17 protein-coding genes and 1 riboswitch are annotated in these 16,672 nt (G+C 59.2%); of the genes, 10 read left to right on the plus strand and 7 right to left on the minus strand.

The window, feature by feature from the left end:
• The first annotated feature begins 1 nt into the window (after position 1).
• Genes nikB through nikE form a run of 4 tightly spaced genes read left to right on the plus strand, consistent with a single transcriptional unit; the run spans position 2 to position 3,376 of the window.
• Positions 2-946 carry a nickel ABC transporter permease subunit NikB gene (gene nikB / locus O9X91_RS16910; protein WP_142913350.1) on the plus strand — a complete coding sequence of 315 codons (945 nt, stop codon included), beginning with the start codon at positions 2-4 and terminating at the stop codon, positions 944-946.
• The gene (gene nikC, locus O9X91_RS16915; RefSeq protein WP_269834331.1) at positions 946-1,797 is read left to right on the plus strand and encodes a nickel ABC transporter permease subunit NikC; all 852 of its coding nucleotides are present in this window, start codon (positions 946-948) and stop codon (positions 1,795-1,797) included. Before nikB ends, nikC begins: the two co-directional genes overlap by 1 nt.
• Positions 1,794-2,579, plus strand: a complete 786-nt coding sequence (locus O9X91_RS16920; RefSeq protein WP_142913468.1) for a nickel import ATP-binding protein NikD — start codon at positions 1,794-1,796, stop codon at positions 2,577-2,579. Before nikC ends, O9X91_RS16920 begins: the two co-directional genes overlap by 4 nt.
• On the plus strand, positions 2,579-3,376 hold the full coding sequence (gene nikE / locus O9X91_RS16925; protein ID WP_142913352.1) for a nickel import ATP-binding protein NikE: 798 nt from the start codon (positions 2,579-2,581) through the stop codon (positions 3,374-3,376). Before O9X91_RS16920 ends, nikE begins: the two co-directional genes overlap by 1 nt.
• 135 nt (positions 3,377-3,511) lie before the next feature.
• Here the strand turns inward: nikE and O9X91_RS16930 are convergent, their stop codons facing one another.
• The gene (locus O9X91_RS16930; protein ID WP_142913353.1) at positions 3,512-3,817 is read right to left on the minus strand and encodes an ATP-binding cassette domain-containing protein; all 306 of its coding nucleotides are present in this window, start codon (positions 3,815-3,817) and stop codon (positions 3,512-3,514) included.
• A 6-nt stretch (positions 3,818-3,823) separates the two neighbouring features.
• On the opposite strand from O9X91_RS16930, the gene O9X91_RS16935 reads away from it, so the two are divergent.
• Entirely contained in the window at positions 3,824-3,991 is a 168-nt protein-coding gene (locus O9X91_RS16935; RefSeq protein WP_244614260.1) for a hypothetical protein, read from the plus strand.
• Here the strand turns inward: O9X91_RS16935 and O9X91_RS16940 are convergent.
• Together O9X91_RS16940 and O9X91_RS16945 are read right to left on the minus strand one after the other, a co-directional pair.
• Positions 3,983-4,870 (minus strand): LysR family transcriptional regulator, encoded by an 888-nt coding sequence (locus O9X91_RS16940; RefSeq protein ID WP_142913354.1) that lies wholly within the window; start codon positions 4,868-4,870, stop codon positions 3,983-3,985. The genes O9X91_RS16935 and O9X91_RS16940 overlap by 9 nt on opposite strands.
• Before the next feature lie 2 nt (positions 4,871-4,872).
• Positions 4,873-5,709, minus strand: a complete 837-nt coding sequence (locus O9X91_RS16945) for an acyl-CoA thioesterase (RefSeq protein ID WP_142913355.1) — start codon at positions 5,707-5,709, stop codon at positions 4,873-4,875.
• A 99-nt stretch (positions 5,710-5,808) separates the two neighbouring features.
• Positions 5,809-5,999: riboswitch (cobalamin riboswitch) on the minus strand.
• Positions 6,000-6,279: 280 nt separating this feature from the next.
• Here O9X91_RS16945 and O9X91_RS16950 point away from each other — a divergent pair.
• The 5 genes from O9X91_RS16950 (at position 6,280) to O9X91_RS16970 (ending at position 11,838) form a co-directional block, all read left to right on the plus strand.
• Entirely contained in the window at positions 6,280-7,263 is a 984-nt protein-coding gene (locus O9X91_RS16950; protein WP_142913469.1) for a DUF1852 domain-containing protein, read from the plus strand.
• A 27-nt stretch (positions 7,264-7,290) separates the two neighbouring features.
• Positions 7,291-8,319, plus strand: a complete 1,029-nt coding sequence (locus tag O9X91_RS16955) for a methionine synthase (RefSeq protein WP_077984688.1) — start codon at positions 7,291-7,293, stop codon at positions 8,317-8,319.
• Between the two features lie 26 nt (positions 8,320-8,345).
• Positions 8,346-8,846: a flavin reductase gene (locus O9X91_RS16960; RefSeq protein ID WP_142913356.1), complete on the plus strand. Its 501-nt coding sequence runs from the start codon at positions 8,346-8,348 to the stop codon at positions 8,844-8,846.
• A 498-nt stretch (positions 8,847-9,344) separates the two neighbouring features.
• Positions 9,345-10,253, plus strand: coding sequence for a GNAT family N-acetyltransferase (locus tag O9X91_RS16965; protein ID WP_162520538.1), 909 nt, complete (start codon positions 9,345-9,347; stop codon positions 10,251-10,253).
• A gap of 163 nt (positions 10,254-10,416) precedes the next feature.
• Entirely contained in the window at positions 10,417-11,838 is a 1,422-nt protein-coding gene (locus tag O9X91_RS16970) for an aldehyde dehydrogenase family protein (RefSeq protein WP_142913357.1), read from the plus strand.
• Here O9X91_RS16970 and O9X91_RS16975 read toward each other — a convergent pair.
• The 4 genes from O9X91_RS16975 to O9X91_RS16990 form a co-directional block, all read right to left on the minus strand.
• Positions 11,832-12,761, minus strand: a complete 930-nt coding sequence (locus O9X91_RS16975) for a LysR family transcriptional regulator (protein ID WP_142913358.1) — start codon at positions 12,759-12,761, stop codon at positions 11,832-11,834. The two genes, O9X91_RS16970 and O9X91_RS16975, sit on opposite strands and share 7 nt — an antisense overlap.
• Before the next feature lie 390 nt (positions 12,762-13,151).
• Positions 13,152-14,120, minus strand: a complete 969-nt coding sequence (locus tag O9X91_RS16980) for a threonine/serine dehydratase family protein (RefSeq protein WP_142913359.1) — start codon at positions 14,118-14,120, stop codon at positions 13,152-13,154.
• A 5-nt stretch (positions 14,121-14,125) separates the two neighbouring features.
• The gene (locus O9X91_RS16985) at positions 14,126-15,118 is read right to left on the minus strand and encodes an ornithine cyclodeaminase family protein (protein ID WP_142913360.1); all 993 of its coding nucleotides are present in this window, start codon (positions 15,116-15,118) and stop codon (positions 14,126-14,128) included.
• 208 nt (positions 15,119-15,326) lie between these two features.
• On the minus strand, positions 15,327-16,649 hold the full coding sequence (locus O9X91_RS16990) for an NAD(P)/FAD-dependent oxidoreductase (RefSeq protein WP_142913361.1): 1,323 nt from the start codon (positions 16,647-16,649) through the stop codon (positions 15,327-15,329).
• Positions 16,650-16,672: the final 23 nt, after the last annotated feature.

A 16,672-nucleotide genomic window follows, 5' to 3' on the forward strand; every position in this document is an offset into this window, starting at 1 on the left:
CATGACCGGGTTCATTCTCCGGCGGGTCATCCTGCTCGTGCCCATGTTGCTCGGCGCCTCGCTCGTCATCTTTCTGATGCTGCGATTGGGGCCGAGTGACCCGGCCATGGATTACCTGCGTCTGTCCAAAGTGCCGCCGACGCCGCAGGCGCTCGCCGATGCGCGCCAGATGCTAGGACTCGATCGATCCATCGCCGTTCAGTATTTCGATTGGCTCGGCAAGGCGGTGCGCGGTGATTTCGGAGTATCCTATGCGACGCAGCGGCCCGTGCTGCCGGATCTCCTGCATTTCCTCCCGGCGACGCTACAACTCGCCGGTGTGGCGCTGGCTTTGACAATCGGTATTTCCGTCCCGCTCGGTGTCTGGGCCGCGCGATATCGTGAGCGCTGGCCCGATCAGGCGGTCCGTTTCCTCGCCTTTCTCGGCGTTTCCATGCCGAACTTCTGGCTCGGCTTCCTGCTGGTCATGGTGTTTTCGGTGCACCTTGGCTGGTTGCCACCGATGGGCCGCAGCGGTATCGCAAATATCGTCATGCCGGCAATTGCGGTTTCCTTCATGTCGCTCGCCATCAATGCCCGGCTGCTGCGCGCCAGCATGCTTGAAGTCGCGGGCCAGCGACATGTCCGCTACGCCCGTCTGCGAGGCCTCTCGGAGAGAGAGGTGGAGAGGTCACATATCCTGCGCAATGCCTGGCTGCCGATCATCACGGCAATGGGCATGCATATCGGCGAACTGCTGGGCGGTACGCTGGTGATCGAAAGCATATTCGGCTGGCCCGGCGTCGGACGTTATGCCGTTTCGGCCATCATGAACCGGGACTATCCCGTCATCCAATGTTTCACGCTGGTCATGGTAACGATCTTCGTCGTCTGCAACCTGATCGTCGATATCATCTATGCCTGGGCCGATCCGCGCATCCGGCTATCCGCCGAAGGGGTCGAATAATGACCGTCTCACCGACACGGGCGAAAATCCTCGCGCCGCGCCTCAGCACCTATATCGCTTGCTGCATCATCGTCCTTCTTGTGCTGGCGGCAATCGCGGGGCCGTGGATATCGCCGCACGATCCCGACCAGGTCGAATTGACCCAGCGGCTGCGGGCGCCCGACGCGACCTTTCTGCTCGGAACCGATCATCTCGGCAGGGATATTTTTTCGCGGCTGATCGCGGGCACGCGCGTGTCGCTCGGCTCCGTGGCAATCACCCTCGTGGTGATCCTGGGTCTCGGTATCACCATCGGCGGCATATCCGGTTTTATCGGCGGTCGTGTCGACCAGATCATCATGCGGATCACCGATGCGTTCCTCACCTTCCCGACGCTGGTTCTGGCACTCTTCATGATTGGCATGCTCGGAACCGGCCTCGTCAATGTCATCATCGCGATCGCGCTATCGCACTGGGCATGGTACGCGCGCATCGTCCGCGGCATCGTGCTGTCGCTGCGGCACAGGGAATTCCTGCTGGCGGCGCGTCTCAGTGGTGCGGGGCCAATCCGTATCTTCGTCGAGCACCTGCTGCCCGCTACACTGTCGCAGCTCCTGGTGCTCGCGACACTCGATATCGGCCATATGATGCTCCATGTCTCCGGCCTGTCGTTCCTCGGCCTCGGCGTGACGCCGCCGACTGCCGAATGGGGCGTGATGATCAGCGATGCAAGGCAATTCGTCTGGACCGCGCCGATGCTGATCTTCTGGCCCGGTTTTGCGCTGTTCATCGCCGTCATGGCCTTCAACATCCTCGGCGATGCGCTGCGCGACCGCCTCGACCCGCATCTGAGGGCAGAACATTGCCACTGACAGCGAAGAGCCTTTCCATTCGCAACGTGACGGTGACCGCGCCTCATGGCGACCATGCACATGTTCTTGTCGATGACCTGTCTTTGACGCTGCAGCCCGGCCGCGTGCTGGCCCTGGTCGGCGCCAGCGGATCGGGCAAATCCATGGCCTGTGCGGCAAGTCTCGGGGTATTGCCGCCGGGCGTGCTGCTCGAAGCCGGCGAAGTGCTGCTAGACGGCAAATCGATGCCAGCGCGGGAGTTGCGTGGCAGGCATGTCGCGACGATCATGCAAAACCCGCGCAGCGCCTTCAATCCCGTCCTTACCATGCGCGACCACGCGGTCGAAACGTTGAAAGCGCTTGATCGCCATGGAGCGGACGCGGAGCACGGGATTGAACTGGCCATGGCCGAAGTGGGCCTGGAGGAGCCGCAGCGGGTTCTTGACATGCATGCCTTCGAGATGAGTGGCGGCATGCTTCAACGCATGATGATCGCATTGGCGTTGCTGAGCGAAGCCCCCTACCTCTTTGCCGACGAGCCGACGACCGACCTGGACCTCGTCGTGCAGATGCGCATCCTTGAGCTGATCGAAAAGCTTGCGCGGGAGCGTGGCCTCGGCGTCCTGCTGGTTACGCACGACATGGGCGTGGTGGCAAGGCTCGCCGACGACGTCGCGGTGCTGGATTTCGGCATGCTGGTGGAGCAGGCGCCGGTCGAGGAGATCTTCAGCACTCCACGCCATGAGGTCACGCGCATGCTGGTGGAGGCCCATCTCGCGCTTTACGGAATGGAGCTTGCCTGATGATCCTGATCAGCGCCGATAACATCAGCAAAACCTATCGGACTTTCTCGGTGGTCGGGGCCAGCGCGCCGCGTAAAGTGCTGGATCAGGTTTCGCTCTCGATCAACGATGGTGAGACCGTTGCCCTTCTCGGCCGCAGTGGTTGCGGCAAGAGCACGCTCGCCCGCTTGTTGTGCGGGCTTGAACGGCTCGACAGCGGTGCGGTGTCCTACCGGGGCACGCCAATCGATAAGCTTGGAAAAGGCGAACGGCTGTTTCGCCGCGAAGTGACGCTGGTGTTTCAGGACTCCCTGAGTGCGGTAAACCCGCGCCTCGATGTCCGGGCCGCCATCAGCGAGCCGCTCAGGCACCTGACAGGCCTCGATGCATCCGCGCGTGACGCCCGCGTCGCCGAACTGCTCGACATGGTGCAGCTGTCGGCCGACATCGCCGATCGGCTGCCATCGCAGGTCAGCGGGGGCCAGTTGCAGCGGATCTGCATCGCCCGCGCGCTCGCGCCGAAACCCAAGCTGATCATTCTCGACGAAGCCGTGTCGAACCTCGATATCCACCTTCAGGTCTCGGCGCTCGCGTTGCTATCCGAATTGCAGGAGAAACAAGGTATTGCTTACCTCTTCGTCACCCACGATCTAAGGCTGGTCGAGCGTTTTGCCGACAGGGTTATCGTGATGGAGGAAGGTAAAATCGTCGAAGAATGTGCGACGGGGGAGATCGAGCGGCTGTCGCATCCGGCGTCTCGCCTCCTGAAGGACGCCGTTTTGCCGGCTCTACCCCACAAGCGCTCCGGTTGCGTGTAGGTCTCGACGCGTTAGAAGGCACTGCTTCGCGTATGTTGAGTATCGAGTATAACCAATAACTTAGTCCTCAACTCAGCAAATCCGCCCTTCACTGCCTGTTCTCATCCGCCAATCCGCCCCATGTTGGTGCAATTCTCAACCTAGCTGGACGACGTCATCAGCCACCGCCCGGACAAGACGGAGGTCATGGCTGGTCAGCAGAAGGCTCATGCGCTGCTCATCCACGAGATCGCGGAGAAGCTCTATCGTCTGCCTTTGCACCAGCGGATCGAGCCTTGAGGTCGGCTCATCGGCTACCAGGCAGATTGGCTTGAACAGCAGGAAACGGGCAATTGCAAGACGCTGGAGCTCTCCTCCAGACACCTCATCTGGTCGTGTACAATGCGGCATTTGAACGCCATCATTGGTCGCTGAGCTCACCTGAGGCGATGGCGCTATCATTGAGGGATGATTGATGTCAGCAAACGCGACGAGTTTTACCAGCAGGCATATTGCGGCGGCGTCTGTTCCCTGCGCGACAGCAATATTCACCGCCGCAGCCAGGGCCGTGAGCCGATCGAGATCGGCAAGCTCTATTACAGCAATGTCGATGCTGACAACGATGTGTCAGGCTGAGGCCATGCGCGACGTCGCGAGAAAACCGGCGATGAAGTCAACGGCCTCTTCGCCGCTTCTCAAACCGAGGTGAATACTCTTCTGTATCCCTGATTTGCCGATACTGACGGGACGAACTCCGAGCTCGGCGGCCTCCCGACGCACCAGCCAGTTCGGGATGGCGCTGACGCCGCGACCGGCCGCGACGAGCTGTAGCATCATTTCCGTGGTCTCGACATTCCGGTGGTGGCGCGGGCGGCAATTTGCAGGCGCAAGGAAATGCGTGAACACATCCAGCCGCTCGGGTGGCACAGGATAGGTGAAGAGCGTTTCATCCAGCAGATCCGCAGGTTCGGCATGGTCCTTGGCCGCCAGAGAGTGGTCGGCCGGTACGGCAAGAACCAGTTCGTAGTCGAACACCGGTAGATAATGGATGCTAGGCGCTTCGATCGGGTCCGGGGTGATCAGGATATCGATCTCGTATCCGGTCAGCGCCGCCACGCCGCCAAAAGCAAATGATGTCGTCAGTTCCAGGTCCACATGCGGCCAGTCTACCAGATAGGGCTTTGTCACGCCCATCAGCCATTGGTGACAGGGATGGCATTCCATCCCGATCTTGAGCGAGCCTCGCTGTCCGTAGCGGTAGTCGGACAAGACATCCTCAGCCCTTTCGATCTGTGGCAGGACGCGCTGCGCCAGCGCGACGATGTAGCGGCCGGCCTCGGTGAGACGAAGATTGCGGCCGTCCTTTTCCCACATGGAGACCCCATAGCGTTCTTCGAGCTTGCGGATCGTGTGGCTCAGCGCGGACTGGGTCACATTCAGCCGTTCTGCCGCCGCCGTCAGACTGCCCATGCGATCGACTTCGCGCAGGATCGACAGATGTTGCCTGTCCAGCATCGTTATGCGCCTCCTTGGTCGAGGGGAAAGACTTCTATCTGTTCGCTTTCTCGAACAGGAACCGGCCGGTGATCTTCGTCGACCGCGACCATGGTGAAATGTCCGGTAGCCGTGATATGCCGCTCGCCCGTCAGAAGGTTTTCCGACCAGAGTTTTGTCTCGACGGACATGGAACTGCGGCCAACGCTCGCGACACGTGCCTCCGCCTCGACGATTTCGCCGATCTCGATTGGCCTTGCGAAGTCGATACGCTCGGATGATGCCAGCACCACTAGCTTGCCGGAGTAGCGCGATGCCGTCACGAACGCAGCTTTTGTCATGTAGGCGATTGCCTCGCCCCCGAACATCCGGCCGACGCTGTTAGCCTGATCCGGAAAGACGATTTCGACCATGGCAAGCATATCGCTTTCGCCCGGCGCGTCCTCGGGAAGCAGTTTGGGTAAGGCGTAATGCGCCGCGTTCTCGCCCTCTGGAACGGCAACCATATGGAAGACGCCGCGCGTACAGGTATGCCGTTGACGGCCGACAATCGTCTCTGCCACCATCTCGACCTCAACAGTCAGGGAACGGCGGCCAGCCTTGACGGGTCTTGCCGTGAATTCGACGATGTGCCCGATGCGTGCGGGCTGTTTGAAATCGATACGTTCGCAGGACGCGGTCACGAAGGGTGCGCGCCCGAAGCGGGTCGCCGCGATGAAAGCGACTCGATCCATAAGGGCGAGGCCGGTCCCTCCGAACAGAGTTCCGTGATGGTTTGTGTCACCAGGGAAGACGATATCGACGAGTTGTGTTGTCGACAGGTGCTGCATGGGCTTGTCTGTCGTGTCGGTGCTGATCATCGGCGCTGCCATCAGGTTGTGGCAGGGCTGGGCAATGACGCAGAGACGACGGCGCGGAGATGCCGATCGCGAAAGCGGCACTCCGGGACACCCCGCCCGTGGACGTTATCTGTCGTGGCAGGTCTCCTGGCTCGCGGATGACCGCTCCCGCCCGTCTTCCCGGGATAAACCCAGTGACAAAAATGGACGTTCGCTAGCCGCTTACAGTTGCGGGGGCAGCTCCGGCATCTGACCGAATTCCCTCTTAGCTCCGGACTGTCGTCCACAGAACCACGACGGTAAACCAATGTCCCATGCCGCTCGTGGGGTCAAGGCCTCGTTTCCGGTCGGCGGGCCAGACCCACTTGTCCCGCAAGCCATGTCGCTTACCCAAAACCATGAGGACGGCTCATGCTTCAATGAAATGAAATCAATTTTTCTCCATCAACGGCTCAGGCATAAGAGGGGCGCGCTCCAGGCCATAGACAAGCTAAAGATTGTTGATTGAGAAACACGAGAGAAAAAATGAGAGCACTGAAAGAAAAAGAAACAGATTCAGGGTTTTTCTCGGTCCATGAGAACAATATTGCCATGAGCGGTGAATTTACGTTCTCTCTCAAGAGCATTCCTTTTGACGAGGATTATCAACCCTCGGAAAATACGCGGCTCACGACTAACTTCGCCAATCTGGCCAGAGGGGAGAGCCGCCGGGAGAATTTGCGCAACGCGCTGAGGATGATCGACAATCGCTTCAACGCCTTGGCGCATTGGGACAATCCGAAAAACGATCGTTATTCTGTCCAGCTCGAGATCGTTTCCGTCGAGATGAGGATTGATGCTGAAGGCAATACTGATGCTTTCCCCCTGATCGAAATCCTGAAAACGAATATCGTCGATCATAAGACAGGCGAACGCATCGAAGGCATCGTCGGGAATAATTTCTCCTCGTATGTTCGGGATTATGACTTCAGCGTCGTGCTGCCGGCTTACAATAAGGATCGCCCGGCATTTGGCACGCCGGAGAATTTTGGCGATCTGCATGGAAACCTGTTCAAGTGTTTCCTGAATTCAGATGCCTACAAAGAACACTTTCAAAAACTTCCGGTCATCTGCCTGAGTGCCTCCAGCAGCAGGACATACGGCCGGACCGGTAATCAGCACCCTGTATTGGGTGTCGAATACCAGCAGGATGAATTGTCGTCGACCGATCGATACTTCCAGAAAATGGGATTGAAGGTTCGCTTTTTCATGCCGCCGAACAGCGTCGCGCCTTTTGCATTCTATTTCCTCGGTGATCTGCTCGACGATTACACCAATCTCGAGCTCATCGGCACAATCAGCACCATGGAGACTTTTCAGAAGATTTACCGGCCCGAAATTTATAATGCCAATTCCGCGGCAGGGGCCTGTTATCGCCCGAGTCTCGGGCATCAGGACTACTCATTGACGCGTATCGTCTACGATCGCGAAGAGCGTAGCCGGCTGGCTGTCGAGCAGGGAAGGTTCGCTGAGGAGCACTTCATCAAACCCTATGGGACTGTTCTTGAGCAATGGTCTACCAAACACGCCCTTTGATGAACTGAAAGCATAAGGTCCCCCATCATGAAAACACTGTTGCCCACGTCAACCGCCGGCAGCTTGCCGAAACCTTCATGGCTTGCGGAGCCTGAGAAACTCTGGTCGCCTTGGAAATTGCAGGATGACGAACTGATCGAGGGCAAGCAGGACGCCTTGCGCTTGTCCTTGGACGACCAGCGGCAGGCAGGTATCGATATCGTCAGCGACGGCGAGCAAACGCGCCAGCATTTCGTCACGACATTCATCGAGCATCTCGATGGTGTCGATTTCGAAAAACGCGAGACCGTCAGAATCCGGGATCGCTATGATGCGAGCGTTCCGACAGTCGTCGGCGCCGTGTCGCGCAAACAGGCGGTTTTTGTCGAAGACGCCAAGTTCCTGCGTCAGCAGACCAAACAGCCGATCAAATGGGCTCTGCCGGGGCCGATGACGATGATCGATACGCTCTTCGACGATCACTATAAAAGTCGCGAAAAGCTGGCCTGGGAATTCGCCGGGATCCTGAACCAGGAGGCCAGAGAACTGGAGGCTGCCGGGGTGGATATCATCCAGTTCGATGAACCCGCATTTAATGTCTTCTTCGATGAGGTGAATGACTGGGGTGTTGCCACTCTGGAAAAGGCAATCGAAGGCCTGAAATGTGAGACTGCCGTTCATATTTGCTACGGCTACGGTATCAAGGCCAATACGGACTGGAAAAAGACTCTTGGGTCGGAGTGGCGGCAGTATGAGGAAACTTTCCCCAAGCTGCAGAAATCCAGCATCGGCATGATCTCCCTGGAATGCCACAACTCTCACGTTCCGATGGATCTTATGGAACTGGTTCGCGGCAAGAAGGTGATGGTCGGAGCGATCGATGTTGCGAGCAATACCATCGAGACGCCGGAGGAAGTGGCCGCTACTCTGCGAAAGGCACTTCAGTTTGTCGATGCCGACAAACTTTGCCCTTGTACCAATTGTGGCATGGCACCCCTGTCTCGCCGGGTAGCACGAGGCAAGCTGAATGCTCTCGCCGCAGGTGCGGAAATCGTTCGAAAAGAACTGTCAGCCTAGCGTTACCGGAGCCGCAGGAGGCCGACATGAACATGGTGAACCACCGCTTCGATATTGTGGACAAAGCCACGTTTCGCAACGGCATGTCGCGTCTCGGCTCTGCGGTCAACGTCGTCACCACCACATACGGCGGGAAGCGTTACGGCTTCGCCGCATCGGCTGTTTGCAGTGTCAGCGACACGCCGCCGACACTTCTCGTCTGCATCAATCGAGCCAGCTCATCTTTTCATGCGTTTGAGCGTGCGCGACACTTCTGCGTCAACACGCTGATGCCGGGCCAGGAGGAGATCTCGAACCCTTTCGGCGGAAAGAGACCGGTGAAGGATCGATTTGCGCTTGGCGAATGGAAAGACGGCCTCACGGGTGTCCCGATTCTGGCTGACGCCTCGGTCAGCTTTGAATGCGAGCTGACCAATGCCGTCGACGAAGCAACGCACCGAATTCTTTTCGGGTGCGTGATCGACATTCGCGAGAGCGAAGAGCAGGCAACGCTGCTCTACTGCATGCGTCGCTATCTCAAGGGATAGCGGATACAGGCCGTCGTGACACCGGCGTTCACCTCTCCCACCACATCCTCCGAAACTCTGTTGTATGTAACGCACAAGATGGAATCCATGTTTTGCAATAGCTCCATTTCGGGGTTCTACAGGTTCAGGGGGCGGGAGCGAGGGGTTTGTGCCATCCCCTCCTGATGCCCTCGACGTCGCAGGGCTGCGACCAGCAGTCGTTCGGTCCATTCGACGATCGCGGCATTCAGCGTCCTGAACACGCTAATGAAGCAAACCAGTTTTTCCAGAACTTCAGCCACGTTCACCGGGTCACGGGTGCAGGCTTCGGCCGTCTTTGGCACGGTTCGACAGCTATCGGGCACGGCATTGTGAAGGATGTGATGCCGAACGCATCACCGTTTCGGTGAAATGTTGCAAAGCTCCACTGATTTCGAGCAAAAGCTGCGGCGCGGTGGGGTTATGATCGAGCCGCTATGCGCCACGAGCGGCACGAAATGGTGGGAATTGATAGAGGACATGCGTGTGAGTGAAATCCTCAAGCTCGGAGAAAGAAACCAGATCGATGCCTTCGCGATGCAGATCGACGATGTGGCGAGGGCGGACCTTGAGCAGCTTCATGCGCTGTCGATTTCGGTCGGCTGGCCGCACCGCCCGCAGGACTGGCAGTTCTTGCGCGACGTCGGCAAAGGCGTCGTTGCGACCGATGACATCGGCCGCATCATGAGTTCCGCCATGTGGTTCCGTCAATCGCCCGAGCTCGCAACGATCGGCATGGTCATCACCTCGCCGCGCCTGCAGACGCATGGCACGGGCCTCTGGCTGATGGAATATGCGCTACAAGATCTTGACGGCATAGATCTGCGCCTCAACGCAACGCGGGCTGCCCAGAGGCTTTACCTGTCCCTCGACTTCGTGCCGGAAAAGATTGTTTATCAGTGCCAGGGTATCGTCACCGATGCGCCCTTCGAGCAGGATTTTTCCGGCGACTTGCGGGTCTTGGGCGCTGATGATCTCGCCGCAGTGACGGCGCTCGACGCGGCGGCCTTTGGCGTGGTGCGCTCAGGCGTCATCGAAAAGCTCATGGCCCATTCGCGAAGCTACGGCCTTTTCCACGATGGCGTACTGAAGGCTTTTGCCCTCTGTCGCCGGTTCGGGCGCGGCCATGTCGTCGGGCCGATTGTGGCCTCGAACGACGAGGAGGCCATCGCTGTCGTTTCGCCGCATATCCGCGATCATGAGGGCCGGTTCCTGCGTCTCGATACGCACTACGAAACAGGTGACTTTGCACTCTTCGTGCAGCGCAGCGGTCTTACCGTCTACGATACCGTACTGACTATGTCGCGGGGCAAGCGGCTTGCGGATTTTGCGACGGAGGGAACGCGTGCGCCGGTGACGTACTCACTGGCCAGCCAGACGCTTGGCTGATCATGCTGAGGCGACCGGCGGACCTGCCCATTCGGGCCGCCGTTGTTAAGCCCAGCCTTAACCGGGCACTCAGGCGAGATCGACTGTCGATCTCTTGCCCTTTCAGTCATCCTGTTCGAAGCGCACGGAATACGTCGTGCAGGACCAAGGAGAAGACGTAGCGATGAAACGAGAGAACCAGTTTTACATCAACGGCGAGTGGCAGGCATTCGCCGATGTGAACCTGCTGCCGGTCGTCGATCCGGCGTCTGAACAGGTTACCGGCCATGTCCCTGCCGGAAGCGCCCGCCACGTTGACCTGGCCGTGGCCGCCGCGCGCAAGGCCTTTCCCAGTTTTGCCCAATCGAGTATCCCGGAGCGGCTTGCGCTTCTGAAAAGAATGCATGCGCTTGTTATCGAGCGCGCCGAGCTCTTCGCCCAGACGATGGTGAGCGAAATGGGAACGCCGATCAGCTTTGCCCGGTCGTCGCAGGTCTTCTTTGCCGCCGAACATATCCGCGTCCAGATGGAGACGCTCGAGACATATCCGTTCCTGTCGGTGAACGGAGGCCTCGCGACAGCGAAAGAGGCCATCGGCGTCTGTGCCCTCATCACCCCCTGGAACTGGCCTCTCTACCAGATCACCGCCAAGGTGGCGCCCGCGATTGCCGCTGGCTGTACGATTGTCCTGAAGCCCAGCGAGCTTTCGCCTTACAGCGCAGTGCTGTTTGCCGAACTGATGCACGATGCCGGCACGCCACCCGGCGTCTTCAATCTGGTCAGCGGCACGGGCGAGGCCGTTGGTGCTGCTCTGTCCAGCCATCCGGATGTCGACATGATCTCCATCACCGGCTCGACGCGTGCAGGCGTGCTGGTCGCCCAGGCGGCCGCACCGACCATCAAGCGCGTGGTTCAGGAATTGGGTGGCAAGTCGCCCAACATCCTGCTGGATGATGCCGATTTCGAAATCGCGGTCCCGAAAGGACTGCAGGCGGGCATGCGCAATGCCGGCCAATCCTGCAGCGCGCCGACGCGGATGCTGGTGCCAGCGCACCGGCTTTCCCAAGTGGAGGAACTGGCGCGCAACACCGTCCATGCCATGGTGGTTGGCGATCCGCGCGACGCCGCGACAACGATGGGGCCGATCGCCAACCGCGCCCAGTTCGAACGCGTTCAGACCATGATCAGGGCCGGCATCGATGGCGGGGCCAAGCTCGTGGCAGGCGGACCTGGTCGTCCTGGTGGGATCGAGAGCGGCTTTTTCGCACGGCCGACGGTCTTTTCCGACGTCACGCCTGACATGCGCATCGCGCGCGAGGAAATCTTCGGCCCTGTCCTGGCGATCATGCCCTATAAGGACGAGGAAGAGGCTATCACAATCGCCAACGACACGGTCTACGGTCTCGGCGCGCATGTGCAGTCAGGCGATATCAGCCGGGCTAGGCGTGTGTCGGGCCGCATCCGCGCGGGTCAGGTTCATATCAATTATCCGGCCTGGAACGGTGCGGCGGCATTCGGCGGCTACAAGCAGTCGGGCAATGGGCGCGAATACGGCGTCCACGGACTTGAGGAATATCTCGAGACGAAGTCAATCCTCGGCTACTGACCGACTGATGCCATGTTGCCGCTTCGCCATGGCGGCGGCTTGAGCGACTGACGCAGGAGCTTCAAGAAAGCGGTGGAGCGGGCGCTTCGCCCGTGCCTCGATCCCAGCATGGCGATGATGTCGGCCGAGGGAAGCTGCCAGTCGGGCAGCACTTCCTGCAATCGGCCGGCGACGAGGTCTTCAGCGACGCTCCATTCCGACCGCATCATCACGCCCTGGCCCGCCAGCGCCCAGTCTCGGATGACCGAACCGTCATTGCTCGACATGGCTGGATTGATACGCACTGTCGCAGTCTCCTGCCGGGGCCCGGTGAAACGCCACAGCGTCACGTCTTCTTCGTTCTCGCGGACGGCAAGGCAGCGATGCCTGGCGAGATCTGCCGGCTCCAAAATCGGCGACGCCGAAGTCAGATACTGCGGACTGGCGCAGAGAATGCGCCGGTTCGGCGCCAGCGTCGTTACCACTTGGTCGAGATGTCCCCGCGCGCCGATGTGAATGATCACTTCGAAACTCTCGATGAGCAAGGCGGAAGGGTGGTCGGACAGTTCCAGCGTGGCGAGCGCGCTCTTATGCTCGCGCGCGAACGCCTCCACGACGGGTGCGACATGCTGCCTGCCGAACCCGTGTGGGGCTGCGATCCTCAAATGTCCCCGCACCACGCCCCTGCGGTCCGCCAGGGCTTCTGACAGCTCATCGATTGCGTTGCTGACGATAACGCTGTGCGAAGCGACGAGCGAGCCCTCCTCGGTCAAAAAGAGGCTTTTGCCGGTTCGATCGATCAGCCTGACACCCACTTTTTCTTCGAGCGCACGCAGCCGCTGAGTGACGGCTGGCGGCGTCACGTTGAGCTTGCGCGCGCTCTCCGCCAGGGATCGCGAGCCGACAAGGACCGAGAAAAAGGCGAGATCATCGGATGTAAGCATTAAGTTCATCCTGAATTTAATATTCTAATCGCATTAATTTTCATCTTCATACTCAGGAGGCAAGACGTTTGAGCGAAGAATCGCGGAAAAGCCTCGATTGTCGCGGCCGCGCGGGCGACAGCTTCGTGATGAAGCTAGGCTATGTCGGCGCCTGGAGGACGATCGAGACGCTGCGTAACCTTCGTCACGGTCACCTGAAGAACTGCGACGTTCAAGAACAGGCATCTGTCTCAAGTCAGCAGCCAACCTGCACCAGAATAAGAACGGCTTTCGTCCAGACGGCGCAAGTTACCGATGTGTTCTCCCGGACCATTTCCGGTAGGGATGAGCAGTCAATCCATACAATGAGACGTTTGGTCGCCGGCTGCCTGGTGAGACCGACTCAAATGCTTATCCCTCGGCATAGACTTCAGCGAGATCGCTTAAGTCCCAGTTTCCGCCAGACAGCACGGCGCAGACCTTTTCATTTGGCTTCAGATTTATCGAGCCAGCCAGCAGCGCCCCCACCGTGATCGCGGCCGCCGGCTCAGCAATCAGCTTGGCATCTTTTGCCAACGCACGCATGCCATCAACGATATGTCGGTCTTCAACCAAAATAATCTCATCGACGTATTTTTCAATGATGGGAAACGGATTCTGGGCCGGCACGCTGAGCCGCAGCCCGTCAGCAATCGTGTTCAGCAACGGAAGCGAAGTGCGCTCCTTATTGATCCGGCTCTGGTAATATTTCGGCGTCAAAGAGGGCTCTACGCCGATGACGCGCACGGAGGGATTAGTTTCCTTGATGGCTGTTGCGATACCCGAAATCAGTCCGCCACCGCCGACGGGGACGATGACCGTATCAACGTCCGATAGATCATCGAGAATTTCGCAGCCGATCGTTCCCTGGCCTGCCATCACAATCGGATCCTCGAAAGCGTGGATGGGGGCATATCCGTTTTCGGCGGCCATCGCGTAGACGTGTTTCCACCGCGCTGCATTGTCTCCGTCAAAGAGAACGACCTCTGCCCCCAGCGCTTTTGTGTTCTCGATCTTGATCTTCGGTGATGTGACCGGCAGCACCAGAATAGCCTTCACGCCCAGCATACGGGCGGCATAGGCTAACCCCTGTGCGTGATTGCCCGAAGATGTCGCGATAATCCCGTTTGCAATTTCGTCCCTGGACAGCGAGAGAGCCTTGTTGAGCGCGCCGCGAATCTTGAAGGCGCCAGTAACCTGCAAGGTCTCAGGCTTGAGGTAGAGTTCGCAGTCGACAACCTTTTCAATCTTGTCTGCGCGCAACAGGGGCGTATGCCGGATATGGGGTTTCAGGCGCGCTCGCGCGTCCTGGATGTCCTGAAGGGTCGGGAAGCTTTTCATGGTGATCACTCGAAAAAGGAAAAGAATGCGCCAACATTGTTGGCGAGGGCGTTCTGGTAGATGGACCGGGCAGTCGTGTTATCCTGGATCGCCATGCCGGTGGAATCGAAGATCGTGATTTCCTCATCATTTGTCCGACCGGATTTCGCGCCGAGCAGGACCTCTCCTATTTCGCCATGGATGTCGTCCATGGTGATGATGTTGTTTGCGAGCGGATGAAAGGTTTCACCCTTTTGCGAGCACTGCGAAATGGAATCGACGACAATCTTCGCGTTTCGGAATATTTCGGGTTCGAGTTCCTGTTTGCCGCGCTGATCAGTGCCGATCGCAACGATGTGGGTTCCAGGTTTTACCCAATTGGCCTGCACCAGATCGCCTTTGCCGCGCGTCGTCGTGATCAGAATGTCCGCATTTTCGACAGCGTCTTTCTTGGACGCCGCCAGCGTAACCGGTATGTTGAACTCGCGCTCTATGTCCTGCTTGTAAGCAGCCAGGGCCGCCGACGTGCGGCTCCAGGCGTGAATCTCGTCGATCTGCATGATCCTGCTAATCGCGCGGATCTGCATTCTCGCCTGATTGCCCGTACCGATCGATGCAATGACACGGGAATTTTTTCGGGCAAGGGCCTTCACTGAGACGGCGCCAGAAGCCCCAGTTCGAAAGCCTGTGATCAGACTTCCATCCAGTATGCAGATAAGCGCGCAGCTTGTGGCGTCGAACAGCAGAATGGTTCCCATGCTGTTCGGCACGCCATGCTGCTCGGGGTTGTTGGCGAAGCCGCCGGAATGGGCTTTCATCGAAATCATTTCCGCCTGCTTGTGATAGCCAAGCTTGAAATCGATCTCTCCGCGTCCGTCCGGCAGGTGGATGCCGATATAGTCGGGTTGTGCGACCTGGTTGCTGCTATAGGCCCTGTAGGCGTCTTCCACAGCGCCTATCACCTGCCGCATGTCGATCAGGCGCCTTACCTGATCCTTGTTGAGTAGGAGCGTTTGCATCGCTGACATCGGTTTGCTCGCAGTTTCCTGCAGTCGCATGCGACTGCTCGTGTGATGACCATGCCCGATATTTGTCTTCATTTTTCGCCGCATAGACTGCCGGTGAACGCAGATTGTTGTGATTGACGTCGCGGCTTACGCATAAAGTTTGCCGACGACGATCGACCGGACGTGTGCGTTCATCCGTCGGTGGCGATCTCGACTGCAATCAAAGCGCGCCGACATTCACCTTCGATCCGTCAAAGAAGCGCGACAGCCGGAAGGGCGTGGGATCAACGCAGGGTTTGTCATTGGCAACCAGGTCGGCCGCGAGTCGTCCAATGCCCGGACCGATGCCAAAACCGCGACCGGACCCGCCGGCCGCCAGATAAAAGCCGCGCACGCGGTCGACTGCAGAGATCACCGGCACTGCGTCCGGTGTGCAGTCCACATAGGAACCCCAGCTATCGGCGATCGTGACGCCGGCAAGCGCCGGAAACTGGTCGTGGACACCCTTCAGCATGGCGGCAATTGTGCGCTTGCTGGGGGCCGGATCAAGAATCCGCATCCGCTCGAAGGGCGATGTTTCCTGCATCGTCCATCGTGCCAGCGCTTCCGGACCGCGGAACATCGAGGTACTGACGCCGACCTGTACGGCCTTGAGCCGTTTCAGGAACATCGGCATGAACCAGCGGGCATAGCGCATGCCTTGTGGCGTCAGGTCAAGTGTTGCCCTGCCGCTGACGGCAAAGGTGTAGCTGCCATCGAGCCGGCGCGTCAGCGAACATTCGGGTGTGTAAAGGGCATCGCCGACATCCACCGTCGGTACTGTGCGCACCGCCGTCTGGCGGACACTTGCCTGCGGAAATATGACGCCGTAGGGCCGGCTGAACATGGATGCCCATGCGCCGCCGGCATTGAGGACGGCCTGTGTCCTGATCGTGCCCTTTTCGGTGATGACCCCGGCGACCGCGCCGTTGACAACATCCAGCCCGCGCGCGGCGCAATTCTGGTGGATGGTTGCCCCGAACTTGCGGGCACCGCTCGCGATTGTCGGAGCGGCAATGGCCGGCTCGCCCTTGCCATCATCAACGGAATGAACCCCGCCGAGCCATCGACGCCCCTGCGCCGGAACGCTTTCATGTGCCTCCTTGGGGCTCAGCATGCGCGTATTGACATCGAACTTACGGGCGGTCGTCTGCCATTGCTCCCATTCCGCCAGCTGTTGCGGATTGTCCGTGGCATAGAACAGGCCGCACCGGCGGAAGCCGACATCCTCGCCGATCTTCGCCGCGATCTCGTCCCACAGGTCCATGGCGACGCCCGAGAGTGGCAATTCGCGCTCATCCCGGTTCTGCCGGCGGCACCAGCCCCAGTTGCGGCTCGATTGCTCCGCGCCAACCAGACCTTTTTCCAGTAGCGCCACGGAGAGACCACGTTCGGCCAGCGAAAATGCTGCGGACGCGCCGATGATGCCGGCACCGATGACCACGACATCGGCCTTGGCCGGGAGTTCCGGGTCGCTTGGGATGGATCTGAGCAGTGGAGTCATGAATCTTGACCTAGGTGAGTGGT

Origin of the sequence: Agrobacterium salinitolerans (genome assembly GCF_027498475.1) — a bacterium.
GTDB classification, from domain to species: domain Bacteria; phylum Pseudomonadota; class Alphaproteobacteria; order Rhizobiales; family Rhizobiaceae; genus Agrobacterium; species Agrobacterium salinitolerans.